Annotated in this window: 25 protein-coding genes, 1 rRNA gene and 1 pseudogene; 22 read left to right on the plus strand and 5 right to left on the minus strand. The window is 43.3% G+C overall.

Going from position 1 to position 25928, the window contains the following annotated elements; genetic code table 11:
- Window positions 1–54: 54 nt before the first annotated feature.
- Window positions 55–1689 carry an O-antigen ligase family protein gene (locus ACF8FD_RS12375; RefSeq protein ID WP_392453448.1) on the plus strand — a complete coding sequence of 545 codons (1635 nt, stop codon included), beginning with the start codon at window positions 55–57 and terminating at the stop codon, window positions 1687–1689.
- Window positions 1690–1761: 72 nt separating this feature from the next.
- On the opposite strand, the gene ACF8FD_RS12380 is transcribed toward ACF8FD_RS12375, so the two are convergent.
- Complete coding sequence (locus ACF8FD_RS12380) at window positions 1762–2379, minus strand: thiol:disulfide interchange protein DsbA/DsbL (RefSeq protein WP_392453449.1); 618 nt, start codon at window positions 2377–2379, stop codon at window positions 1762–1764.
- Window positions 2380–2559: 180 nt separating this feature from the next.
- Here ACF8FD_RS12380 and ubiG point away from each other — a divergent pair, with 180 nt between their 5' ends.
- From ubiG to ACF8FD_RS12450, 14 genes are all read left to right on the plus strand, one after another.
- Window positions 2560–3276: a bifunctional 2-polyprenyl-6-hydroxyphenol methylase/3-demethylubiquinol 3-O-methyltransferase UbiG gene (ubiG, locus tag ACF8FD_RS12385; protein ID WP_234304280.1), complete on the plus strand. Its 717-nt coding sequence runs from the start codon at window positions 2560–2562 to the stop codon at window positions 3274–3276.
- Window positions 3273–3968, plus strand: a complete 696-nt coding sequence (locus ACF8FD_RS12390; protein WP_392453450.1) for an HAD family hydrolase — start codon at window positions 3273–3275, stop codon at window positions 3966–3968. The genes ubiG and ACF8FD_RS12390 overlap by 4 nt, the downstream gene beginning before the upstream one ends.
- 36 nt (window positions 3969–4004) lie before the next feature.
- Window positions 4005–4751 carry a YciK family oxidoreductase gene (locus ACF8FD_RS12395; protein ID WP_279043934.1) on the plus strand — a complete coding sequence of 249 codons (747 nt, stop codon included), beginning with the start codon at window positions 4005–4007 and terminating at the stop codon, window positions 4749–4751.
- A gap of 153 nt (window positions 4752–4904) precedes the next feature.
- A complete protein-coding gene (locus tag ACF8FD_RS12400; protein ID WP_201704304.1) occupies window positions 4905–5324 on the plus strand; it encodes a hypothetical protein in 420 nt (139 codons plus the stop codon).
- A gap of 150 nt (window positions 5325–5474) precedes the next feature.
- Window positions 5475–5630: a hypothetical protein gene (locus ACF8FD_RS12405; protein WP_392453451.1), complete on the plus strand. Its 156-nt coding sequence runs from the start codon at window positions 5475–5477 to the stop codon at window positions 5628–5630.
- A 246-nt stretch (window positions 5631–5876) separates the two neighbouring features.
- Window positions 5877–6260: an RcnB family protein gene (locus ACF8FD_RS12410; RefSeq protein ID WP_004684183.1), complete on the plus strand. Its 384-nt coding sequence runs from the start codon at window positions 5877–5879 to the stop codon at window positions 6258–6260.
- Window positions 6261–6559: 299 nt separating this feature from the next.
- On the plus strand, window positions 6560–6916 hold the full coding sequence (locus ACF8FD_RS12415; protein ID WP_159126938.1) for an RcnB family protein: 357 nt from the start codon (window positions 6560–6562) through the stop codon (window positions 6914–6916).
- 124 nt (window positions 6917–7040) lie between these two features.
- Window positions 7041–8393, plus strand: coding sequence for an amino-acid N-acetyltransferase (gene argA / locus ACF8FD_RS12420; RefSeq protein ID WP_224467879.1), 1353 nt, complete (start codon window positions 7041–7043; stop codon window positions 8391–8393).
- A 331-nt stretch (window positions 8394–8724) separates the two neighbouring features.
- Window positions 8725–9684 carry a sulfonate ABC transporter substrate-binding protein gene (locus ACF8FD_RS12425; protein WP_130235569.1) on the plus strand — a complete coding sequence of 320 codons (960 nt, stop codon included), beginning with the start codon at window positions 8725–8727 and terminating at the stop codon, window positions 9682–9684.
- A 16-nt stretch (window positions 9685–9700) separates the two neighbouring features.
- Window positions 9701–10696, plus strand: a complete 996-nt coding sequence (locus ACF8FD_RS12430; protein WP_392453452.1) for an aliphatic sulfonate ABC transporter substrate-binding protein — start codon at window positions 9701–9703, stop codon at window positions 10694–10696.
- 26 nt (window positions 10697–10722) lie between these two features.
- Complete coding sequence (gene ssuD, locus ACF8FD_RS12435) at window positions 10723–11898, plus strand: FMNH2-dependent alkanesulfonate monooxygenase (RefSeq protein WP_392453453.1); 1176 nt, start codon at window positions 10723–10725, stop codon at window positions 11896–11898.
- Complete coding sequence (gene ssuC / locus ACF8FD_RS12440; protein WP_392453454.1) at window positions 11898–12713, plus strand: aliphatic sulfonate ABC transporter permease SsuC; 816 nt, start codon at window positions 11898–11900, stop codon at window positions 12711–12713. The genes ssuD and ssuC overlap by 1 nt, the downstream gene beginning before the upstream one ends.
- A 10-nt stretch (window positions 12714–12723) precedes the next feature.
- Entirely contained in the window at window positions 12724–13524 is an 801-nt protein-coding gene (locus ACF8FD_RS12445; protein ID WP_392453455.1) for an ABC transporter ATP-binding protein, read from the plus strand.
- Between the two features lie 357 nt (window positions 13525–13881).
- On the plus strand, window positions 13882–14520 hold the full coding sequence (locus tag ACF8FD_RS12450; protein ID WP_058868590.1) for a TetR/AcrR family transcriptional regulator: 639 nt from the start codon (window positions 13882–13884) through the stop codon (window positions 14518–14520).
- Window positions 14521–14580: 60 nt separating this feature from the next.
- Here the strand turns inward: ACF8FD_RS12450 and ACF8FD_RS12455 are convergent, their stop codons facing one another.
- Both ACF8FD_RS12455 and ACF8FD_RS12460 read right to left on the minus strand, forming a co-directional pair.
- Entirely contained in the window at window positions 14581–15141 is a 561-nt protein-coding gene (locus tag ACF8FD_RS12455) for a 5'-nucleosidase (RefSeq protein ID WP_058868589.1), read from the minus strand.
- Between the two features lie 132 nt (window positions 15142–15273).
- Window positions 15274–16410 carry a TDT family transporter gene (locus ACF8FD_RS12460; RefSeq protein ID WP_392453456.1) on the minus strand — a complete coding sequence of 379 codons (1137 nt, stop codon included), beginning with the start codon at window positions 16408–16410 and terminating at the stop codon, window positions 15274–15276.
- A gap of 206 nt (window positions 16411–16616) precedes the next feature.
- Between ACF8FD_RS12460 and ribF the strand changes: the two genes are divergently transcribed.
- The 7 genes from ribF (at window position 16617) to ACF8FD_RS12495 (ending at window position 23908) form a co-directional block, all read left to right on the plus strand.
- Window positions 16617–17618, plus strand: coding sequence for a bifunctional riboflavin kinase/FAD synthetase (gene ribF / locus ACF8FD_RS12465; RefSeq protein WP_148827027.1), 1002 nt, complete (start codon window positions 16617–16619; stop codon window positions 17616–17618).
- 64 nt (window positions 17619–17682) lie between these two features.
- The gene (gene ileS, locus ACF8FD_RS12470) at window positions 17683–20526 is read left to right on the plus strand and encodes an isoleucine--tRNA ligase (protein WP_392453457.1); all 2844 of its coding nucleotides are present in this window, start codon (window positions 17683–17685) and stop codon (window positions 20524–20526) included.
- Complete coding sequence (lspA, locus tag ACF8FD_RS12475) at window positions 20519–21058, plus strand: signal peptidase II (RefSeq protein WP_205667417.1); 540 nt, start codon at window positions 20519–20521, stop codon at window positions 21056–21058. Before ileS ends, lspA begins: the two co-directional genes overlap by 8 nt.
- Window positions 21051–21533, plus strand: coding sequence for a peptidylprolyl isomerase (locus tag ACF8FD_RS12480; protein WP_004684162.1), 483 nt, complete (start codon window positions 21051–21053; stop codon window positions 21531–21533). Before lspA ends, ACF8FD_RS12480 begins: the two co-directional genes overlap by 8 nt.
- Before the next feature lie 154 nt (window positions 21534–21687).
- Window positions 21688–22230, plus strand: coding sequence for an NADPH-dependent FMN reductase (locus ACF8FD_RS12485; protein ID WP_114836732.1), 543 nt, complete (start codon window positions 21688–21690; stop codon window positions 22228–22230).
- Window positions 22231–22874: 644 nt separating this feature from the next.
- Window positions 22875–23384, plus strand: coding sequence for a hypothetical protein (locus ACF8FD_RS12490; RefSeq protein WP_256732898.1), 510 nt, complete (start codon window positions 22875–22877; stop codon window positions 23382–23384).
- Between the two features lie 278 nt (window positions 23385–23662).
- Entirely contained in the window at window positions 23663–23908 is a 246-nt protein-coding gene (locus ACF8FD_RS12495; RefSeq protein WP_322887805.1) for a hypothetical protein, read from the plus strand.
- Between the two features lie 34 nt (window positions 23909–23942).
- On the opposite strand, the pseudogene ACF8FD_RS12500 reads toward ACF8FD_RS12495, so the two are convergent.
- Together ACF8FD_RS12500 and rrf are read right to left on the minus strand one after the other, a co-directional pair.
- Window positions 23943–25100: pseudogene (locus tag ACF8FD_RS12500) on the minus strand (PQQ-dependent sugar dehydrogenase).
- Between the two features lie 610 nt (window positions 25101–25710).
- Window positions 25711–25825 (minus strand): 5S ribosomal RNA (rrf, locus tag ACF8FD_RS12505).
- Between the last annotated feature and the right edge of the window lie 103 nt (window positions 25826–25928).

Consider the following 25928-nt stretch of genomic DNA (forward strand, 5'->3'; position numbering starts at 1 on the left):
AAACTTGGATGCTTTTTCACTATCATAGAGCCAGTTTTTTCATCTGTAGCTCCTATGCGTTTTTTTCTTTTTTTAGCGGCGAGTGTCTGTATTGCCTTGGCATGGCTATTGCCCATTCATTATCGACCTTGGGTCACCTATACAGGTGAATTGTTTGCATTTTTATCTTTATTTGCACTCTCTGCCTTATTTTTAAAAGAAAAACTCTTGCTCCCGAAAGTGAGTCTGCCACTATTGCTATTGAGTCTGGTGCCCTTCATTCAGTACGGTTTTGGCGAGCTGTTCTTTTTCAGCAAAGCACTGATGTGTGGCTTATATATCTTTGCATTCTGGTTGAGTATGGTTTTAGGCTTTAATCTGAGCCAAAAACCCTTAGAACGTGAGCAATTATTTAGTGGTCTGTGTACTGTATTTTGGTCGGTCGGTCTGGTAACAGCGCTCATCGCCACTTGCCAATGGCTCAATATTGAACAGTACATTCCCGGCATGACCGCTTTAAAAGGCGATCGTCCTTATGCCAACTTTGCTCAGCCGAACAATATGGCAAGCTTTCTGATACTGTCCTTACTCGGCACACTGTACCTATTCGAAAAGAAAAAATTCAACTCGATTCTGCTGTGCGTCAGTGCTGCATTCATGCTATTTGCGGTGGCACTGAGTCAGTCCCGCACATCATGGGTCGCAAGTATCTGTATATTGCTGTATTTGCTCTATCAGCAGTACAAAGGTGTGGTTCAACTGAAGTGGTATAGTGCCCTCGCATGGTTTGCGTTGTTCATTGCATTTACTGCGTTTATTCCACAGCTCAACCACCTGTTGGCTCAGCTGTCTAATGTCGAAGTAACCCAAACCCGTGATGCAGTTGCGCGAGCAACGGGCGATATGTCACGTCTTGCCATTTGGCAACAGATGCTCCATGCCATTGCTGAGCGACCTTGGTTTGGTTATGGTTGGCATCAAACCAGTGTGGCTTACACCCTAATCAGTGATCAGTTCCAAGGCCCCGTTTGGGTGAAAAGTGCGCACAACTTCATTCTCGACTTTATTGTGTGGAATGGATTAGTAATTGCGATTCCATTTTTTGCCTATCTCAGTTATTGGGGCTATCAACTGCAAAAGCATGCGACATCGCTCGAATCTGTGATTGGCCTTCTGATGGTCGGCGCTTTACTGATTCACGGTATGCTTGAATTCCCGTTGTTCTATGCTTATTTCTTACTACCACTCGGGTTGATTCTAGGGATCATTCAATCCCAGCAAAAAGTGAAAACGTGGACTTTACCGAGCTTTGCCATGCCGATCACATTTACTGTCTGTGTGGTCTTGGTCGCATTGATTATTCGTGACTATGAGTTGATGGTACCAAAGCTGAATCAAGCTTCTCGTTATGAACACACCCCTGAAAAGTTCACCAATCAAGATCACATTTTACTGCTGTCGGAGTTTAACCGCCGCATTGCATGGATTCAGTTAAATCCATACAGCAAAGTCAGCCCTGAGCAAATTCGTGACTATGAGGAAATGGTACTGAACTACCCGATTCCCTATGATTTGACTAAATTTGCCAAACTCTTGGCCTTTAATGGCTATGAAGCCGAAGCCCGTCATCAACTTTGGCGCTTAAAAACCTTAAGAAAAATTGAGCTGCGTTATGAGGATTTATTGCAGCCAGCATCGAGTGTGCAATAAACATTGTTAATCCATAAAAAAGCCTGCTGATGCAGGCTTTTTAACTTAGTAAGGACTTAAAACAGATTCAGCTTATTTTGCAGCACGTTCTTTTTCAATCAAATAGTCCACGACTTGAGTCACTTTAGCATCTTCACCTTGCACAATATATTTACCATTCACCGTCACCGCAGGTACACCACTAAGTTGATAACGCTTGGCTAAGTCTTGTGCTTGTGCAATTTTTGAAGTGATCGCAAATGATTTATAAGTGCTGTTAAATTTCGCTTCAGGAATACCAAACTGAGTATAGAACTTGGCTAAAGCAGGTTGCTCTAGAATTGGTTGATTTTGATCATGAATGGCATGGAATAACGTCAGGTGAGTCTTTTTACGCACACCCAAGGCCTCAGACACATAATAAGCTCGCGCCGCTTGTTCCCACACTGGATTCATGGCTGCTGGGGTACGCACGAAACGCACATCTTTCGGTAATTTTTTCAACCAAGTCTGCATATGCGGTTCAAGTTTAAAACAGTGACCACAGCCATACCAAAAGAATTCGCGGACTTCAATTTTTCCTGGCACTTCCACCTGTACAGGTGTTGGTACGACGATATAGTCCTGACCTGCCACAAAATTTGCAGCCAATGCACTGCCCGAAATTGCGAAAATAGCGGTTGCTAAGCCACTCAAAAGGAGTTTTTTCATTGAGCTTATTGTCCTCAAAATCATTATGATAAGTTTATGCAAATACTATAAATCAAATATGCCAAATTCGTTTTCATTCTGTGAACTTTTTTCAGGCTTTTATCGCTTTTTCTAGAATAAACGCTACACTAAGCCCTATTGAACATTTTAAATATCATGACTTAAATTGAGGTGCAGACGATGTCGCAACTGAATGTTGATCCACAAGAAATTGCCAAATTTGAAGCATTTGCTGCCATATGGTGGGATCAGCACTCGGAGTTCCGCCCTTTACATATGATCAACCCACTGCGCCTAAACTGGATTGATGAACATGCAGGTGGACTCAATGGGAAAAAAGTTCTTGATGTCGGCTGTGGTGGCGGAATTTTAGCTGAAAGTATGGCACGTCGTGGAGCAGATGTACTCGGCATTGATATGGGCGAAGCCCCGCTGAATGTGGCACGTTTACATGCAGAACAAGAAGGTGTCGAGCATATCGAATATCGCCAAATTCCAGTGGAGCAGCTCGCAGAAGAACAAGTAGGACAATACGATGTCGTGACCTGCATGGAAATGTTGGAACACGTACCCAATCCAGCCTCAATCATTGAAGCCTGCCATAAACTGGTGAAACCAGGTGGTCATGTATTCTTCTCCACCATTAACCGTAATCCAAAAGCCTACCTGTTTGCTATTATTGGCGCTGAATATGTACTGCGTATGTTAGCCAAAGGCACTCACGATTATCAAAAATTCATTAAGCCATCAGAACTGGCACATGATATTCGCGGCGCAGGGCTCAAACTGAAAGATATGACGGGTTTACATTACAACCCTTTGACCAAACGCTATTGGTTAGCGCCGAATGTCGATGTCAATTATATGGTCTATACCGTCAAAGAAGGTGCTGCATGAAAGCCGTCTTATTCGACCTTGACGGCACACTGATCGACACGGCCGCCGACTTTATTCGCATTATTCAAGACATGTGCCGTGAAAAAGGCGTCGCTGTGGTCGATGCAGACCTGATCCGTAGCCAAGTCTCTGAAGGTGCACGTGCGATGGTGAAATTGGTTTATCCAGAACTTGCCGTCGAAGACCCGGTTTTTCTGGCACATCGTCAGCGTTTTTTAGATATCTACGGTGCCGATATCGCAGTAGATACTGACCTGTTCTCAGGCATGTATCCGCTACTTGAAAAACTTGAAAACCAAGAGATTCCTTGGGGCATCGTCACCAATAAACCGCGCTGGCTCAGTGAAGCATTATTAAACGCGCTGAATTTGACAGAACGCTGTGCGGTTTTGGTCTGCCCAGAAGATGTCTCGCAGACCAAGCCTGATCCTGAACCGATGTATTTGGCTGCCAAGCACATCGCGATTGCACCTGAAGACTGTATCTATGTCGGCGATCATCCACGTGACATCGATGCGGGTCGTAACGCGCAGATGTATACCATTTTGGCGGCTTATGGTTATTTACCATTCGCGCACAAAGATGACTTAACAGCGTGGCAAGCAGATTGTATAGTGAAGACTGTGGCTGAATTGGACGATGTTATTCAGTCTCTTGTGAGTCAAACTACACCGTCCACTTCACTGACTTGATCACAATTAAAAAATCAAAATAACGAGGAGGTAATGATGAAATATTCAGAATATCAACCTCGCCCCGATCTGCTCAAAGATCGTATCATCTTAATTACAGGTGCGGGCGATGGTATTGGTCGTGCTGCTGCATTAAGTTATGCCCTACACGGCGCAACTGTGGTGCTGCATGGACGTACCTTAAATAAGCTCGAAGTCATTTATGATGAAATTGAAGGCTTAGGTGCGCCGCAACCTGCAATTTTACCCTTGCAGCTGTCGAGCGCCTCTCCTCGTGATTATGAATTATTGGTCGACACTTTAGAGCGCCAATTTGGGCGCCTAGATGGCATTTTGCATAATGCGGGCATCTTGGGTGAGCGCACCGAACTGGAAAATTATCCTGTCGATGTCTGGGATGATGTCATGGCCGTCAACTTGCGTGCGCCATTCGTTATGACTCAAGAGCTAATGCCACTTCTGAAAAAATCTGAGCATGCCTCCGTAGTTTTTGCCAGCTCAGGTGTCGGACGTGAAACGCGTGAACGTTGGGGCGCATATTCGGTGTCTAAGATCGCGATTGAAGCGGTCAGCCAACTGTTTGCCAAAGAAAATACCTCACCGAATATCCGCTTTAACTGTATCAATCCAGGGGCTACGCGCACTGCAATGCGTGCAAAAGCCTATCCCGATGAAGATCCAAAAATATTGCCAACGCCTGAAAATATCATGCCTGCCTATCTGTACTTGATGGGCGATGACAGTTTGCATATGAATGGTCAAAGTATTGATGCACAAGACTAAAATGTGTCACTTAAGAGGAAGCTTCGGCTTCCTTTTTTTATGCGTCAAACTGAAGCTTAGTCATCTGCAACATGATTTCAAGGTTCAGAAAAGGTTGTCTTTTTTCAATTTTTGCGGATACTGATGTCCAACTCCATTTTTGAAGCATATGCCATGACGGACTTGAGTAACATCACTGTACAACCCACTGAAGATGGTATGGTTAGCCTGTTGATTGACCAACAGCCGATTTCAGAAAAATATGGAATGAAGTTTGAAGCCAGTATTGTGGAGGAACTTCAAGCCCTGGAAAATGGCGCCACACTGAAACTTTTCGACCAGTTTATTTTTGCCCATACCGACTTGAACTTTGAACATAGCTATCACTACGTGACGGTCATTGCAAAAGATGATGAACAATACAAAGCAAAGAAAAGCTTTGTTTATCGCATCAAAATTGAGGGTCAACCCGACATTGAGCATGCCATCAGCAAAAATGGTGAACCGATGACTGCAGCCGATGTACGTGAATTTATTCAAGCGCATGTACAGAAATCATTGAGTGATTATACCGACCTCAACTACGCCTATTAAGTCGAATCAGCCAAGTTGAAAACTCAGCTTGGCTAGCTAAATATTTTAAATCGTATTTTTAAATTATTTTAATAAAAATATTCGGTTTTTCAGCTTAAGATTTCCTATTTATCATTCTGATTGATCAAGAATTGAAAATAAGGATGCAGCATGGCTGATTTACAACGTAAACATGACACCATTCGTCATATCCATCATTTACAACTACCCGAAAGCCTGATTTGTGCTTTAGAGGATGCCAGCCAAGCTGAAGCAGTGGTTCATTCAATCCGTTCATTGCAACATCTGGCGCAGCAGTGGAATTAAAGAATGCACTATGCATTCTTTGACAAAGGGGAATCTGGGTCGTCAAAATGAGTCAAAAATCAGAAGATACAGACTGTTTGCTTTGGACTTTGGCGCAATTGATGATTTAATTCAGGCTTAGAATTGGGCATAATCTTCTTAATATCTCTGCATTTGTTAATAAATACCCAATTCATCTTCACAGTTTCTCTGCATTTTTTTCGTACATTATAGGAAAGAATGAAATTACCTTAATGAGGATTCAACATGAAAAAGATTTTGACAGTATTGGCAATCTCTTTCAGTGCTTTGATGGCAAGCAGTCTCAGTACTGCTGCCCCTCAGTTTGACCATGATCATCCACGCTATGGCAATGAGCCACGCGGACGTGACTTTCGCGATTCAGGTAATGACGATCAGCAAGATCGTCGACGTATGCGCGAAGAGCGCGGTGTCAAACGTTTACAACAGCATAAATGGCAACAAGGTTATGTCATGCCACAGCATTACCGTGGTAACGGTTATAAAGTCGAATATAAAGACCATAATCTTCCAAAGCCAAACAGAAACCAGCAGTGGTACAAAATCAACAATGACTACATCTTAGTCGACGCAGACAGCAACAATATTCTGCGCATTATGGGGCTTTAATCTGCGCTTCATTTTGTACAACTCCTCGACATTATTCTTGAGACCTGAATCAACACCCTTTCACCCGCTTTAGTACGACTGCATACTCCTCTTAAGAGACCACAGTCAGGCACAGCATGGAAGGCGTTGTTTCAGGTTTTTTATGTGCCAAAGCTTTTGTTTGCAAGCATTGCAGAAAAACAACAATCTCCTCAGTCTCTTCATACATTTCACAATTCACCTAAATAGCCCTCACGCTTTCTCTAGAGTTGTTCGCTAATTTTGAATGATCGAAACAAGACTAATACTGGACGAAAGCAATGAAAAAAATTCTGACTGCAATCACACTCTCTTTAGGCGCACTCATGGCCACATCTGCAATGGCAGCACCACAGTACTATGACCGCTCGCATGATCATGACTCCGGTTGGGATCATCGCGATGACCGCCGTTGGGACAATGACAACCGCTACCAAAACAAACGTGTTAACCCAAGCCGTGACTGGCGCTCAGGTCAAACTTTGCCACGCGGCTATGACTCATCACGTTACCATGTCAGTGACCGAGAAGCACGTCGTCTACCCAACACTGGACGCTACCAACAATGGTATAAGGTCAATGGTGACTATGTTTTAGTCAATGAACGTAATAACCGTATCCTGCGTATTATCGGTTAATTCTGGCTGGTGTCACAGAACCGATAGAACACCTGAACATTGCTTCAGGTGTTTTTCTATTTAAGACTTCCTCTTCTGCATTTTTTGATTAAAATCATGCTAAGCAGTTCATTTTGAGACAGGCATGCAAACGAATTCCATCGAAACACATCACAGTACAACTTTGCAGTATGTGCATTGGTTTCGACATTCTGCGCCTTATATCAATGCTCACCGTAATAAAACCTTTGTGATTATGTTCGATGGTGAAGCCGTTCAGCATGATAACTTTCAACATATTATTCACGACATTGCCCTACTGCATTCACTCGGGATTCGTCTGATCTTGGTGCATGGGGCACGTCCGCAAATCAACCACAACTTAAAACAAAGCCAGCTACAAACGCCGTTTCATCAGTATCGTCGTGTCACCACCCGAGAATCTCTGGGCTGTGTAATGAATGCGGTAGGCTCGATTCGTTTGCAAATTGAAGCCTTACTCTCCATGGGACTGGCCAACTCACCGATGTATGGCGCACGTATTGATGTAGTTTCAGGGAATTTTGTCACAGCCAAGCCCTATGGCATTCGCGATGGGGTCGATTTTCAGTTAACCGGCGAAGTCCGTACGGTCGATACCGACGCCATTCAACGCCATTTGGATAATCACAATATTGTGCTGCTCGGGCCAACTGGCTATTCCACCACAGGCGAAGTATTCAATCTGTTGGCTGAAGAAGTGGCGACCCGCACGGCGATTCATCTTAAAGCAGACAAATTGATTTTCTTGGGTAAACAACATGGTCTGCTCAATGAACATGGTCAGTTACAACGCGAAATTTCGCCCCACAAGCTCGATGCACAAATTGAAAAATACCAAGATTCGAATCCAGACATTGCGGTACATTTACGCGGTGCCAAAAAGGCCTCGACGCATGGCGTCCATCGTGTCCATCTGATTTCCTATGCTTATGATGGTGCCTTGGTTGAGGAGCTCTTCACGCGTGATGGTTCGGGCACCATGATTACCGATGCCCATTATGAAGAAGTCCGTATGGCCAACATTCAAGATGTCGGCGGGCTGATTAACCTATTACGCCCACTTGAAGAAGAAGGCATTTTGGTTTATCGCTCACGTGAACGTCTCGAAAACGAAATTGGCCAATTTGCGGTGATTGAACGTGATGGCATGATCTTGGCCTGCGCCGCACTCTACCCACTGCCAGCAGCAGAGGGTGAAATCCGCAGCGCTGAAATTGCCTGTGTCGCAGTCGATCCTGGCTATCGCAAATCTAATCGCGGCAGCCAAATTTTGCATTATCTCGAAGGTAAAGCTCGCAGTATGGGCATTCAACAGTTGTTTGTACTGACCACACGGACTGCACATTGGTTCTTAGAACATGGCTTTGAAACGGCTAATGTCGATGAACTTCCCAATGCACGCCAAGCCTTATACAACTATCAGCGCAACTCGCTCGTCTTTAAAAAGCCACTTTAAGTGGCTTTTGCAGGATTATGGATATCTTTATTTCTCATATCTTTATCTAGAAAACACCGCAAAAATCGCTCAAATCTATATTGCGTGAAACACTAAGCTTATTCCAAAAATAAAAATACCTTTTAAACAATAAATATCAATAAGTTAACCTCAATAAATTTTATATTTTATGTTTTTTATATTGCTGTTTTTTGCATAAGTTTTGCACTTTTGTTTTTATCTTTTTTTTTCATGTCTAAAGCCCGATTTCTTATTTTTTCTGAAAAGAAATGCCCATTAGCGTATGTGTTCACCAACTCACTCACCTTATTTATTTGGAGTTATGAAACACATGAGCACTTCTCGAGCACAGTTCTGGATCAAAACAAGCGTTCTTTCTGCAGCAGTCTTGGGTGCCATGATGTTATCTGGATGTGGGAAAAAAGAAGCTGAAACCGTCACACTCAATATTGGCTTTCAAAAATATGGCATTTTGCCCATCGTCAAAGAGCGTGGCGCTTTAGAAACGGCGCTTAAAGCACAAAATGTCCAAGTCAAATGGGTCGAGTTTCCTGCAGGTCCACAACTCCTCGAAGGCTTAAATGTCGGCAGTGTGGTCTTTGGGGAAGCGGGGGAAGCGCCTCCGATTTTCGCACAAGCTGCAAATTCGAACTTGGTTTACATTGCCAACCAGCCTGCTGCACCTAAAGCAGAAGCACTGATCGTACAAAAAGACTCAAAGATTCAGAGCATTCAAGATTTAAAAGGCAAACGGATTGCACTCAACAAAGGTTCAAATGTGCATTACCTGCTACTTAAAGTATTAGAAGCGAATAACCTCAAACTTTCTGATATTGAAGCAGTCTATCTACCCCCATCAGATGCACGTGCTGCGTTTGAACGTGGTGCAGTCGACGCTTGGGTCATTTGGGATCCCTTCTTTGCTGCCGCTGAACACCAAATCTCAGCACGTGTGATTGCTACGGGAGAAAACTTAGTCAGTAATCATCAGTTCTATTTGGCCGATCGTAAATTTTCCGAAACCCATCCAGAAGTTTTAAAAACGGTCGTCCATGAACTCAACACCACCACACAGTGGGTCGAACAAAATCAACAACAGGCAGCCAAATTGTTAGAAAAACCGACAGGCTTGTCTTTAGACATTTTACAAAGCTCGATTGGGCGTATGGGCTTTGGCGTTCAACCCATTTCAGCCGAAGTCGCAAAAAAACAGCAGTACGTTGCCGATGCTTTCTATCAACAAAAACTCATTCCAAACAAGCTGAATATTGACGCGGCCATTATTAAATAAAAATATAGAGATCATCATGAAAACACTGAAAACAGTTTCCAGTATTGGCATCGTTAGCTTGAGTCTTGGACTCGGGGCATGCCAAAAGCAAGACACAGCAGCACCGAACACGCCAGAAAAACAGGTAACAGCTCCAGTTAAAACACTGTCAATTGGCTACCAAAAGTCGTCTTTGAACCTATTGGTCGCGCGTGAGCAAAAATTATTTGAGCAACAATTTCCTCAAGCCAAAATTGAATGGAAAGAGTTCCCCGCTGGCCCACAAATGCTAGAAGCCTTGGCCGTCGGTGCTGTCGATTTTGGTGCAGTGGGCAATACCCCACCGATCTTTGCCCAAGCTGCTGACAAAGAACTCAGTTATGTCGGCTACGAACAAGTACCCGCTAACTCTCAAGCCCTGTTAATTCCTAAAAATAGTAGCATTGGTTCAATTCAAGCCTTAAAAGGCAAACGCATTGCCGTTCAGCGTGGCTCAAGCGCGCATGAGTTGTTGGCGAAAGTCTTACAAAAAGCAGGGCTCAGTTGGCAGGACATTCAACCAATTTGGCTGCCCCCTGCGGATGCGCGTGCCGCGTTTGATAAACAATCCATAGATGCATGGGCCATTTGGGAACCCTACCTCAGTGCAGCAGAGCAGGATGCACAGGCCAAAGTCTTGATTGATGGCACAGCATTTCCACAAACCTATTCTTTTTATATTGGCAACCCGAAATTCATTCAAACTTATCCTGAGGCCACCGCTCAGTTCATTCACGGGCTGAATCAGGCCGATCAATGGGTGCTAAAAAACCAACCGCAAGCACTTTCCGTCTATACCCAAAGTACAGGTTTACAGCCCTCTATTGCCCAACGCGTCATCGACAAACGTCTGAAGCCTTCACCAATTCAAACCCTGACGCCTGAAGTGGTGCAAGCCCAACAACAAATTGCGGATTTGTTCCAACAAGTCCAGCTCATTCCGAAACACATTCAAGTTCAAAATACCGTTTGGGTTGCACCGAGCAAACCTTAAACGACTCTATCTAAGGATTTTTTAAAATGAAAATTTTCTGGTTTATCCCAACTCACGGTGACAGTCGCTACTTAGGTACCAGCAAAGGTGCGCGTCAAGTGGACCATGCCTATATGAAACAGATTGCAGTTGCCGTGGATAATTTGGGTTATGAAGGTGTTTTGATTCCAACAGGTCGTTCATGTGAAGACCCATGGTTGACCGCAGCCAGCCTGATTGATGCCACGAAAAAATTAAAATTCCTAGTTGCACTGCGTCCAGGCGTGACCACTCCAGCACTGGCTGCACGGATGGCAGCCACCTTTGACCGTCTCTCCAATGGTCGGGTTTTATTGAACTTGGTGACAGGTGGCGATGAAAAAGAACTGCAAGGCGATGGCGTTTATGAAGACCACTCCACTCGCTATAAAACTGCCAATGAATACGTCAAAATTTGGCGTGAGATTTTAACCCGCTCCCATACAGGTGAAAGCTTTAGCTTTCACGGCGAACGTCTAAAGGTAGATGATGCCAAACTACTATATCCGCCTGTGCAACAACCCTACCCTCCACTTTGGTTTGGCGGCTCATCGGATGATGCCATCGAATTAGCGACTGATCAGGTTGACACATATCTGACATGGGGGGAACCTCCTGCGGCAGTCAAAGCAAAAATTGACACTGTACGTTCCAAAGCCGAGGCCAAAGGCCGTACGCTCAACTATGGTATCCGTCTGCATGTGATTGTACGTGAAACCAATGAACAAGCATGGCAAGCGGCAGAAGAGCTCATTCAATATGTCGATGATGCCACCATTGCTGCAGCACAGGCAAAATTTAAGAGCATGGACTCGGTCGGCCAACGTCGCATGGCTGAACTACACAATGGTGACCGCAGCAAACTTGAAGTGTCCCCAAACCTTTGGGCTGGCGTAGGTCTGGTTCGTGGGGGTGCAGGTACGGCATTGGTCGGCGACCCTGAAACGGTTGCAGCGCGTATTCAAGAATATGCAGACTTGGGCATCAGCACCTTTATTTTCTCAGGCTATCCACATCTTGAAGAGTCGATTCGTTTTGCAGAGTTGGTGTTTCCACTCCTGCCGCTCGAAACTCAAGCAAAGTTAGCACAACCAAATTTAACAGGCCCCTTTGGTGAGATTGTGGCAAACAACTACACACCCGATGAAAACAAAAAAACAAAAGTGATTCAGGAGCCTGCCTAATGTCCAAAATTGTTTCAGTGCAAACCCTCCAGCAGGAAAAGGTTTCACGTGGAACTCAGTTAGGGCAGCTATTGCTGCCTTGGCTCTTTCCTATCGGCTTGATTGTGCTTTGGCAAATTGCCTCCAGCACGGGACTTTTAGAAAATCGGATTTTACCTGCACCAACGGCGGTGATTACTGCCTTCTGGAACTTGCTGCTGAGTGGAGAACTTTGGAAGCATGTGCAAGTCAGTGCAGGCCGTGCCTTACTCGGCCTATTGGTGGGTGGGGGTTTAGGGCTCTTTCTGGGTTTGTTAAATGGTTCATCGAAAACGGCGTCAACTCTGCTCGACACCACTCTACAGATGATCCGAAATATTCCTGCACTGGCACTTATTCCGTTAGTGATCTTATGGTTCGGGATTGATGAAACCGCCAAGCTGTTTTTGGTTGCGGTCGGGGTCTTTTTTCCCATTTACATCAACACCTATCACGGCATACGTTCGGTAGATCCACAACTGATTGAAATGGGGAAAAGCTATGGTTTGACCCGTTGGCAACTGTATAAAGAAATTATTTTACCGGGTGCGATGCCCTCTATTTTAGTCGGACTCCGCTTTTCACTGGGTTTGGTATGGGTCCTGCTGATCGTTGCCGAAACCATTTCAGCCCAAGCGGGCATCGGTTATATGACCATGAATGCGCGTGAATTTTTACAGACTGACATCGTTTTGGTGGGGATTTTACTGTATGCCCTACTTGGAAAATTGGCTGATCTACTGGCCGTCACATTAGAAAAATACCTGCTGCGCTGGCATGCAGGATACCAAAAATAAGGAGTCTGAGATGACTGATTTAAGCCTTGGTCGCCATGCCAATATTCCGTCGCCGCCAAATCACAATCAAGACATTAACCCTCAAGCGGTGCTTGGGGCCGAAATTATTATCGAACAACTGCATAAGTTTTATGGTTCAGTGAAAGTGCTTGAAGACTTAGACCTGCATATTCAGCCGGGTGAGTTTTTAGCCATTGTCGGACGCAGTGGTTGTGGTAAAAGTACCCTCCTGCGCCTGATTGCCAACTTAGAACAACAAAGCTACGGCGAAATTAATTTTAAGTCCGCACGACACCTCCGCGAAGGGATTACCGCAGACGATATACGGGTCATGTTCCAAGATCCACGACTGTTACCATGGCGCTCCATTGAACAAAACGTACAACTAGGTTTGCCGAAACAACAACATGCCACTGCCTCGGGTCTGCTAGAAAAAGTCGGGCTTAAAGAAAAAGCGGGACTTTGGCCTTCGCAGCTCTCTGGGGGACAGCGTCAACGGACCGCTTTGGCAAGAGCTTTATCGCATAAACCACGGATTTTATTGCTCGATGAACCTTTGGGTGCACTCGACGCCTTAACCCGCTTAGACATGCAGAATTTGATTGAAAAATTATGGACGGAACAAGGCTTTACCGCCATTTTAGTCACCCATGATGTCAGTGAGGCCGTTCAACTGGCCGATCGGATTATTTTGCTAGACCGTGGCCATATTGCCAAAGAGTTTCAAGTCGACCTACCCCGCCCTCGCGTTAAAGATATGCAGTTCAATACCCTTGAACAGCAGGTGTTAAATGCAGTTTTAGCCACATAAGTAGACTAAAAAATCCTTAGCTTGGGGTGCTAAGGATTTTTTATGCTAAATTTCAGTAAAAAACACAAGACCATCATATGAATTGAGCATACTTTATCTTAAATAATGTAATAAGTTTCACGTTATTTTTATCAAAACATACCACTTCACATTGAATCATTTCATATAGTTTAGACAAAATAGTTTTTATATAATTATATTTTATTGGACAACTTTTAGAATTTATCGCAATTTAAGAGCCAATCTACAGAATAAATGATCATTATTCAAAAAATTAAATTTCCACTTTGTGCACAAATCTGATGATTTGCCGTACAATTTGTCCTTCCCCCTTTTTATTGTTTTTTAAATTAGAGAATGGAACAGAAAAAGAGTACTCAAAAACGCCACCAGCTGCTGAATGCTGCACTAGACGTCTTCTCACTCTATGGATTTAATGGAGCAAGCTTAGATGAAATCGCACAGATTGCTGAAATGCACAAATCGAATATTTTCTATTACTATGAAAATAAAGAAGCTTTGTACGTTGAAGTTTTAACGACGGTTTTACAAAAATGGTTAGCCCCACTACAGATGTTAGAAGCTGACTTAGAGCCGGAAGAAGCGATCACCAACTACTTATTGCAAAAAATTGAGGTTTCTCGGACTCAACCGAAAGCGTCTCGCTTGTTTGCTTTAGAAGTGATCCAAGGAGCGCCGCATATTTTGGAAATCCTCAAAGGGCCTTTAAAGAAGTTGGTCAAACGTAAAGCCAAAGTCATTAGCAATTGGCAAGAGCAAGGTAAAATTTCAACTGAAATAGACCCTGAGCTGTTAATCCTCAACATTTGGGCATTAACACAAAACTATGCTGATTTTGCCACGCAAATGGAAATGGTAACAGGTAAAACCCTACGTAACCGCAGTATGCAACAACGAGTCATTCAACATACCGTGCATATGATGCTGTATGGCGTGATCCCGCGAACACCGTCTGCATTATTCAAAGCTGAGTAATTTTGGCATACGACCATAGCACTCTATGGTCGCCGAATTGAAAAAGACAGAATCAAAGCCTCAGATACTTTCAAATAATGCTAATAATTTCTGAGCTCCCAATAACAAATTGTCTTCCCAGTCCAAATGCGCGGTGTCGTTGGCACCATCTGAAATATATTTGACCGAAATCAGGCGGACACCCTGTTTTTTACAGACCTTTGCCAGCGCATATCCTTCCATATCAACCAAATGACACGGTACTTTGGGCTTACCTGTTTCAAAGCTATCCCCTGTTCCACAAATGCCGGTACGGAGCTGCTGGAAAAACGGTTCTAAGTGAATTTCCGCAGGATGCATGGTGTCAAATGGGGTAAAACCGACAGCGAAACCCAGTGGAGACACATCCATGTCGCGTTGTACAAATTGAGAGACTTCAACCAATTCGTGCTTATCAAAAAACGTACTGCCTGCTGTACCTAAATTAATCAGGGTTTTACAGCCTGTTTTTTGAATCACTTCAAATGCTTTATAAGCCGCGTTGACTTTACCAATACCGCTGTAGTGAACTTCAATCCCTGCTTGCTCAAACAATCCTTTAGACTCATTCGGCAAAGCCATGATTAGTGCAACATCCGACATAAAATACCCAAATAACAGACTTCATGCGTGCCATTAGAAAACAAATCGATCCGAAAGAAAAGCGCCTGTGGTCTCTGCTCAAACAACCTACATAAGATCAGATGGCACTTTAAACTGAAAGGATTGTAGACCTCATTTATACTGCTGTTCTAGATAGGTTTTTAAGCACGGCGAAAAGAACAAATCCCCTTGATAAAAACCGTGTGCCGTTTTGGTTGCAACCAAACTCCATAACAACATCAGTATGGCTGCAAAAGCATAACCAACGGCATACAGGAAGGCCAAATTGAGTTGTTGGGCTAGAGTTAAGATTGCCAGTGTATATACGCCCAATGGGAAAGTCAGTCCCCACCAGCCCAGATTAAACGGCAAGTCCTGTTTGGCATGGTGCAAAGTCGTCAGTACCGCAATCCCCAACCACCACAGTCCAAAACCCAGCAGGATTAAACTGGCTAAAATCCCTGCCTGATGAAATAACTGACCCAGTTGTGCTAAGCCCAAATTCGCCATCAGCGTCGGTGCCTGATGCCCCAAAACCAATAATGCCAAAGCAGCAGTGCCTATCGGTCCCAAAGCCAACCAACTGCTGACCGCCAACTCTTTTTCAGGCAGTTTATGTAAGACCAAACGCAACATTAAAATCGTTAAAATAGCAAAAGCGGGTAATACTGAAACACCCCACAACACATAACTGCCCAATAAAATCGCAACGGCGTGAGTATCAGCTGCCAAATGCCCCAGCAATAAACCACCACTGCTGGCTGCAACTTCACAGGCCACGATCGGCAATAACCACACCGCAGTCATCTGCTGTAAAGCATGCTCCTGATGTCGATACATGGCAAAAGGAACTGCCCACGCCACCAAGAGCGCCAAGACTACATCTGCATACCAGAGCGTTTGGGCAATCTGTACAGCTGTATCGCCATAAATAGGCTGACCATACTTTAAAAAGCCATTGAGGATGGTGGCCAGCGCCATCGGAATCGTCCCTAAAAATAGGCTCATGCTTGGATGTTGAAAAATCTGTTTGGCTTCGTGCGGATAAAATGCCCAACGTAAGCCATATAGCACAGTAAAAAGTACGAACAATAAAATATTGAAATACCATAGCCCTGTGCCGAGTTGCCATGTGAGTGCCTTTAACATCGGAAACTCTGATACAATTAACGCCACAACACCTGTTCCCATACTGACAGTGAACCAGTTGGGGGTGAATTGACGAATGATATTGTGGCGCTGTCCAAGTTGTGTAAATGGTTTTTGCATGAGTTCAGCCTCATTTAAAATCTACATTTATATTAATCAAATCCATAAATAAGAAAAACTGATTAATTTATATTAAATAAATCAATAAAATTGATATAAATATACTTTGTACTAAATTTTGCGTTGTCAAAAAACAACCACAAGACGAATGCCCAAGAATATGGCAATATATAAGCCGTTCTTAATTCCAAGCACTTGATTTGCCCATGAAGCTGCTCCGTCTAAATGCTTTGCCCTCAAATACCCAATTAGAAAAAACCGCTGTCACTATCGGTAATTTTGACGGGGTGCATTTGGGTCATCAAGCCATGATTCATCAGCTCAAAGCCGTTGCAAAACAACAAAATCTAAAAACAGTAGTAATGATTTTTGAGCCTCAACCACTTGAATTCTTTAAAGGTTATGATGCTCCACCACGTATTTCATCATTGCGTGAGAAAGTCGAATATTTAACTGAGCTGGGTGTGGACTATATTGCGGTCGCGAAATTTGACAACAGCTTCCGAAGTTTAAGTGCAGAACAATTTGCCGATATTTTAAAAGAAAAGCTCAATGCCCAAAGTCTGGTTTTAGGCGATGACTTTCACTTTGGTAAAAACCGCCAAGGCAACAGCGAGTTTCTCGAAAACTATGGTTTTCAAGTCCACAATCTAGAAACCATCCTCTCAGAAGGTGAACGCGTCAGTTCAACTCGGATTCGCCAAACACTGTCCGCAGGGGACTTGGTGCTGGCTGCTCAGTTATTAGGGCGCCCTTATAGCATTACGGGTCGCGTACAATATGGCGACCAAATTGGCCGAACCCTTGATTTTCCAACCATTAATGTACGTTTAAACCGACATAAACCCTGTTTAAACGGCATTTATGGTGTAGATGTGATATGTGAAACCACGTCTTTACGCGACAAAGTGAAAGCAGACCACCCTGATCGATTAGGGGTTGCAGGATATGACCATTCAGCGCTTTTTGGTGCAGGTCATGTCGGAACACGTCCAGCCATTCAACAAGCACAGCCAGAATGGCGATTAGAAGTACATTTCCCTGATGTTTCTGCTAATCTGTATGGCTTGTTAATGCGGGTCACTTTCTTGAACTACTTACATGGTGAAAAGAACTACCCTTCGCTGGAAGCACTAAAAGCGGGAATTGATGATGATGTGGTGAAACTGCTTGAGTTCCGCCAAAACACCCCCACATTTCCCTTTTAAATACCAATCAATTTTATGTAAAACGCGTCAGCAGAGCCGCTGATTAAATTGGAAGACATCTTGCATGAGCGATAAGCAAACTACTGAAAATGCAGTGGATTATAAAGCCACACTCAACCTCCCAGGTACCGAATTTGCCATGAAAGCAAACCTTGCGGTGCGTGAAGCAAAATGGTTAGAAGAGTGGTATGCCGACAACATTTATCAGCAGATTCGTGCGTCGCGTATTGGCAAGAAAAAATATGTCCTGCATGACGGCCCTCCTTATGCAAATGGCCAAATTCACTTGGGTCATGCGGTCAATAAAGTTTTAAAAGATATCATTATTAAAAGTCGTATTCTCGACGGCTTCGATGCCCCTTATGTACCAGGTTGGGACTGTCACGGCCTTCCGATTGAACTGAAAGTAGAAGAGAAAGTCGGTAAAGTGGGCGTGAAGGTGGATGCTTCTACTTTCCGTAAAGCCTGCCGTGAATATGCTTACACCCAAGTTGAACTGCAAAAGAAAGACTTTGTGCGTATGGGCGTGTTTGGTGACTGGGACAATCCTTACCTGACCATGAACTTTAAGCAGGAAGCAGACATTGTGCGCTCTGTTGGCGCAATTGCGAAAGCAGGCCATATCGAACCAGGTCTTAAACCTGTGAACTGGTGTTTAGACTGTGGTTCAGCTTTGGCTGAAGCTGAAGTGGAATATGAAGATAAAAAATCTGACGCGATTGACGTTGGCTTTACGGTTGTCGACTTAAAAGACTTAAGCGCACGTTTAAATATCAACGTAGAAGCCGCAACAGATATCGTAATTTGGACCACCACACCTTGGACTTTGCCTGCAAACCAAGCAGTTGCCGTCCATGCTGAAATTGACTATCAACTAGTTCAAGTTAGCACCGACCGTGGCGTGCAAAACTTTATTTTAGCTAAAGACTTAGTTGAGTCGGCAGTTGAGCGTTATAAGCTTGAAAACCCTGTGGTTCTCGCTGATTTTAACGGCTCAGCAATCGAAAACCTATTATTACAACACCCGTTACTGACCGATCGTCAAGTGCCTGTGATTTTGGGTGAACATGTCATTGCAACCAGCGGTACAGGGGCGGTACATACTGCACCTGGCCATGGTGTAGACGACTATAAAGTTGGCTTACAGTACAACTTAAAAGTTGAAAACCCAGTGGGTGGTAATGGTGTGTATTTACCAACTTCACCGATTTTTGCAGGCGAGCACATCTACAAAGCCAATCCAAAAATCATTGAAGCATTGGATGCAGTTGGTCGCTTATGGGCACATCAACCGATCAAACATAGCTACCCACACTGCTGGCGCCATAAAACACCGATTATCTTCCGTGCGACCCCACAGTGGTTTATCAGCATGGATGCACAAGGTCTGCGTCAAAACGCTTTAAATACGATCGAAAACGAGATCAGCTTTGTGCCTGATTGGGGTAAAAATCGTATTCAAGCCATGATCGAAGGTCGTCCAGACTGGTGTATCTCACGTCAACGTACGTGGGGTGTGCCAATCCCATTCTTCGTGCATAAAGACACCAACGAGCTCCATCCGCGCACAGCCGAGTTGATCGAAGAAGTCGCGAAATTGATCGAACAAGAAGGGATTGACGCTTGGTATAACCGTGAAGCGAAAGACTTTATCGGGGATGAAGCGGAACAGTACAACTGTGTGCGTGACACTTTAGACGTGTGGTTCGACTCAGGCACAACGCACTATGCCGTGTTGCGTGAACGCGAAGAACTCACCGATCCAGCCGATTTATACCTTGAAGGTTCAGACCAACACCGTGGTTGGTTCCAGTCTTCATTGCTCACCTCGATTGCGATCAATGAACGTGCACCGTACAAAGGCTTACTGACCCATGGCTTCGTGGTGGATGAAAAAGGCCGTAAGATGTCAAAATCTTTAGGCAACATCATTACCCCACAAGACATCATTAAAGACATGGGTGCAGACGGCTTACGTTTCTGGATTGCATCAGCCGATTACCGTTATGAAATGACTGCTGGTAAAGAAATCTTTAACCGTGCATCAGATGGCTACCGCCGTATTCGTAATACCTTGCGTTTCTTATTGGCAAACTTAAATGGTTTCAAACCATCGACGGATGCACTGCCTGTAGATCAATTGATCGCACTTGATCAATACATCTTGCAACGTGCAGCAGATGTACAGAAAACCATTCAGCAAGCCTATGAAGATATGAACTTCCATATCGTGACCAATGCGCTGACCAACTTCTGTATCAACGACTTGGGTGGTTTCTACCTCGACATCATCAAAGACCGTCAGTACACCACCAAAGCCGATTCACAAGCGCGCCATTCAGCTCAAACTGCGCTGTATCATTTGGTTCAAGCCTTTGTACGTTGGATGTCACCAATTTTGAGCTTTACCGCTCAAGAAGCATGGCCTCTCATTCCAGAGCAAACTGAGAAATACGTGTTCACTGCGGAATGGTATGACATTCCTGTGGCTTCAAAAGCAAATTTGTTGTCTGAAGCCGATTGGCAAACCCTGATTGCAGTGAAGTCTGCGGTGAACAAGTTCATCGAAACTGCGCGTACCGCGAAAATCGTGGGTTCAAATCTCTCTGCCAAAGTTGAACTGTGGGCAGATGCAGAACTCAAGGACGTACTGGATCGTTTAGATGATGAACTTCGTTTTGTTATGATCACTTCACAAGTCTTGGTCAATGCATTCGATGCAACTCAGGGTGAAGCCTCTGATCTGGCAGGTCTGAATGTTCAAGTCTCGGCGGCTGATGGTGAAAAATGTGTACGCTGCTGGCATGTTCTGCCAGATGTGAATACACATGTTACACATCCAGGTCTATGTGGTCGTTGTATTATCAACCTTCCTACAGGCCAAGGCGAAGAGAGAAAGTATGCCTAACCCACAACATAAAAAGGGCTTATTCCAATTCTATCCGCACAATTTAGTGTGGGTAGGTTTGGCGATTCTAGCGATTATCTTAGATCAATGGACCAAATGGATTGCCAGTACCCATCTGAATTATGCAGATCCAGTACCAGTCCTGCCCTTTTTAAATTGGACTTTATTGCATAACTATGGCGCAGCCTTTAGTTTCTTGTCCGATGCGGGCGGCTGGCAACGCTATTTCTTTACCTCTCTTGCAGGTATTGTGTCTGTCATTTTTCTGTTTTGGCTGATGCGTATGCCCAAAACCGTGAAAGTGCTGCCCATCGCGATTGCCCTTATTTTAGGTGGTGCTATAGGGAATCTAATTGATCGTGTAACCTTAGGCTACGTGGTTGATTTTATTCATGTGTACTATCAAAACAGCCACTTCCCTGCGTTTAATATTGCAGATAGTGCGATTACGCTAGGAACGATCCTTTTGTTGATCGATACCTTTTTTCTCGAAAAAAACCGTATCCAACGTGCCGAAGTAAACAATGACTGATTTTATTAATCCCAATGAAGAAACTCGCGTAAGCGAAGGTTCAAAAGTAGAGTTACATTTTTCTGTTTGCATTGAAAATGGCGTAGAAATTGATAACACACGTAGCCGTGAAGAACCTGTAAGCCTGGTGATGGGTGATGGTAGCTTACTCCCTGGTTTTGAAAAAGCACTGTTCGGTTTACGTGCTGGCGACCGTCGTACTGTAAGCCTACCACCAGAAGATGCTTTTGGCCCGTGGAATCCTGAAAACGTACAACAGTTTGATACAGTCAAATTTGAACAGCGTCCTATTGAAGGGCACATGATTGAATTTGAGGACAAAGCCAAACAAAGTCTATATGGCGTAGTGAAAACTGTAGGTGATGACATCACTGAAGTCGACTTTAACCATCCATTGGCAGGTAAAGATATTACCTTTGAAGTGGAAATCTTCAAAGTGACGCCTGCTGGCCAACAAGGCATCAAAATTATGTAAAGCCACAGATCGACTGTCTATGTGTCATTCAAAGCTCCTTTGGGGGCTTTTTTAATGCCTTAAACATTTGTCAATCAGATACATATTCAATCTATGCAAAGCCTAATTTTCATACTACCGTAGCGTAATCACATTTATTTCCCAAGGATTTTTTATGAAAATTCAGGTCATTATAGGCAGTGTGCGCGAAGGTCGGACAGCCATTAAAGTTGCGCGATGGGTGCAAAAAGGCTTTGAACAACTAGAACTCAATACGGTCCAACTCGAGTTGGTCGACTTAAAAGAGTGGGATTTGCCAATTTTTTCAGGTGCCAATCCTCCTATGACGGGCATTTATGATCAACCCAAACAACAAGCATGGGCCGATCACATTGCGCAAGGCGATGCCTTTATTTTCATTAGCCCCGAATACAATCATGGTTATAGCCCTGCACTTAAAAATGCCTTGGATTACTTAGGCAAAGAATGGCAAGGGAAACCTGCAGCCTATATCAGTTATGGCGGGACCAATGGCTCACGTTCCATCGATCAAATTCGCCAAGTCGGTACTCAACTTGGTCTGGTTGATACCAATGCGGTGATTGAAATTCGAGATATTTTTTCACGCAATAAAACCGAAGATTTTGAACCAAATCCTTTTGATGAGAAGAATCTAAAAGCAGCAATTGATAAACTCATTAAATATGTCAGCGCATAAGCATGAGATTTTTCTGTACGCTATTGCTTACAGTAACTTAAGTATTTGTCGGCTTTTCAATAATAAACATCGACGCTATAGTTAAACCATACAGAGACAGGATGTCTCAGATTAAAAACAAAAATAACAACATACACAGCAGGATGCTGATCGGTAGGACAGGAGTTATACCGTTTGAAAGAATTTAAAAAGCCCTCGACAGGATGTCGGGGGCTTTTTAATTGTATTGATTTTTAGCTCAATATTTCTCTAAAAGCCCAAATCACGATCAGATATTAACGAACCTCTTATATGCTTCAATACTTTAGAAGAAACTCGTGAATACAAATCAAATTGGTCTGTCAGGATGACTATCCCAACTTAAATTTTCTAAAAATAACGATATAAAACATATAAATAAATACCAAATGTTTCCCAAGTGATCATTTCCGTCCAACGTATATATTTAAGCGCTAATCTATAAATTAGATCCATCAAATATTAAGACTTTCACCGTTTATCGGTATGTTCTTCTGCACCACAAAATATTACATCTAGCGCTCGAACTACACTTTATACTCTCGCCGACTGAACATCTGCTGCTTCACCCAAATACTTCAGTCCAATACAATAAATTAAAAAAAACAACAATAGAGACCATTCACATGCACCCAAACACCGCACTTTTAAATGATTATTGCAAAATTTATGTTGCTGACCCCGAATATACAGATGTAGATGCTCTAGCCGCCTACGTTAGAGTTCATCGTACAGAGCTTATGCAAGAGTTGCATCAGTACGGCATCTTATTATTTCGCGGCTTTAAATTACAACGTCAGTATGAATTTCATGAGTTGATCGAACATCATTTTCAGCTTGAACCTTGGCATACATTTACGCCTAAAAAATCAGGTTGGTTTGCCTCTTTCATTCGTAAATATAGCGAAAATCGTGCAGGTGATGATAGACCTTATCTCAACCACAATACGGTACAATTAGGCGCTGTTGAAAACTCAATTCAAGGTCCACATGTCGAAGGTGGCCTACATTCGACTCGCTCACGTTTATTGCCTTGTTTTGCCAAGAACCTGCGAACCATGTGCTCGAAACAGGGTTTAATAACCTCGAAAAAATTTGGGCCCATTTTCCAGTCAGCGTACAACAAAAATACTTAGGCGCATGGAATCATTTTTCTTATATTTCAACACGTAAACTCAATCTATTTGATCGCTTGCTATTAAACAAAAGGCCCTTTCGTTTCAACAAACAACCAAATAAAGAAACCAAACTTACTTTAAAACACTCACCTTTCGTTGCCATACACCCGAACACTCAAAAGTTGATGATCCAGCCGTGGGCTTTTGCAAACAATACCAATTCTTTTGCCCACCAAGCTGCACAAAAAAGCTTTAAGAAGCGAGGAAAGCTTCAACTAGACCCCACGGCTAATTGCATGCAACTGTCATGGGAACTTTTTACCCATGAAGGTGAAAAAATTGAATGGACCGATCAGGAAAAACAACACTTCTTTGAAGCCTTATATCACGATGCACTCTTGCTCCAGTGGCAAAAAGGGGATGTCGCCTTGATCGATAATATTAAAATTGCCCATTGGCGGATGAATGGTAAACAAGGACAACGAAAACTGATGCAGATCCAAGCCAATGTCTTTAATGCCGATCGACATGCTGCGCTTTAAGACCGTCTTTCTTAGCAACACTCTGTTCGGGTGATTAATGTGAAAGCAGCTGAATTAAATCTGCATGTTTCCCATCCTCAATCACCCAAATATTGCCATCTTTCGCTTGTTGTAAACCACGGATACGTTCTTTCATATCTATCCGTTGGAGTTCTTTTACTGGCTGTACTGTGGTGTCTACAATAATTAATACTTTAGATGAAAGCCCACCAATGATGGCTTTATCCTGCCACTTTGGAAACATCTGTCCCGTATAAAAAATCAAACTCGATGGAGAAATTACGGGTGTCCAGTCTAATTTTGGCGCTTCAAACTCAGGCCGCGTGGCGTGGTCAGGGATATTCACACCACTATAATGATCACCATTCGAAACGATTGGATAGCCATAGTTTTTAGCCTTTTGAATTAAATTAAGCTCATCCCCACCTTTGGGGCCCATTTCAACCACCCAAAGTTGTTTTTTTGCATCCAAAGCCATTCCTAAAGGATTACGATGCCCCAAACTTCATATTTGTTTTGCGACATCACCCTGCATCTGAAATGGATTATCTGAAGCAACCGAACCATCATCATTCAAACGAATCATTTTTCCAAGGTTCGATGTTAAATCTTGTGCAGGCTCAAACTTCTGCCGTTCTCCCGAACTAATCCATAATTTCCCTGCACCATCCAATAATATCCGATGTGCATAATGTCCCTGCCCGCGCACCTTGGGTACTTGTTTCCATATCGTTTTAAGGTTGTCTAATTGTGGTTGCGCCTGATCTAAATTCAAATCAGCACGAATCACGACCGCACCATAACCACCTTGCCCTGCTTCTGCATAGCTAAGATAAATTTGATGGTTTTGTGCAAACTCAGGATGTAAAACAATATCACCTAATCCGCCTTGGCCACCATAAGCCACTTTAGGTATATTCCTAATGAGAGTCTTTGTCTGATCTATAGGATTAAATAAAATCAACTGTCCTGATCTTTCAGTAATTAATAATCGCCCATCAGGCAATACCGCTAATGCCCATGGCTCATTAAATTCAGCAATATGCTTTAACTGCATAGATTTGCCTAAAGAAGCAGAACTGTCCTGTTGTTCATGTGTTGCTGACTCCGCTGGTCTTTGTGCATGACATGCCATTAATCCAAAAAATGCACTCACTGCCATCAACAAACAAAAAGCTTTTTTTCTCAGCATTGCCTTCCCCATTAAATGCACGATCACCATTCATTGTAGAGAAATCATAAGTACAAGGTTATCCGCTTTGGTAACAAGATGAATCTGTGTAAGCCAAAGCTTACAAAAACTGAGGAAAGTGACCAATAGCCTTAAAACAGCTTACAGCATATATTAAATACATCAGGAGACAGGAAGTTTCCCAAACTTAAAACAATAATAATCAGTTTGAGCATCAGGATGTGAGATATGACAGGAGTTGTATCTAAGCACTGAAATACAAAGAAACCTCGACAGAATGTCGGGGTTTCTTTTTTATTGAGCACATTAAAATCTAAATCAAAACCTGTTTTGGCATATTTTGCATGATCACGAGTTAACTATAGCCATTCTTTTCCAACGGATATAGATGAAATAGCTGTTTAAATGCTCAAAATATACACAAATACTTAGTTAAAATTTCTTTTAGTGAAGAAGAAACCATCAAATTCAAGTGATAAAAACTAAACCTATTAAATATTAACGGCTATTTTTAGCTAATATTTTTCTTGTCTCTCATTTAAATTATTTAATATATTCAGCATAAAAAAATCCCCCTCTGCATTAAGCGGAGGGGGATTTAGAATTAATGAGCTGGCGATGACTTACTCTCACATGGATAACTCCACACTACCATCAGCGCTAAGAGGTTTCACTTCTGAGTTCGGGAAGGGATCAGGTGGTTCACTCTTGCTATTGTCGCCAGCACAACTGTTTATGACTATTCGTTGGGTCTAACCTCAGAGCAGTGCTCTTCGTGCCTAACTTTCATCAAATGAGTTATTAACAGGTATATTTGAGTTGGATATT

Origin of the sequence: Acinetobacter sp. TYF_19 (genome assembly GCF_043105125.1) — a bacterium.
Classification (GTDB): domain Bacteria; phylum Pseudomonadota; class Gammaproteobacteria; order Pseudomonadales; family Moraxellaceae; genus Acinetobacter; species Acinetobacter johnsonii.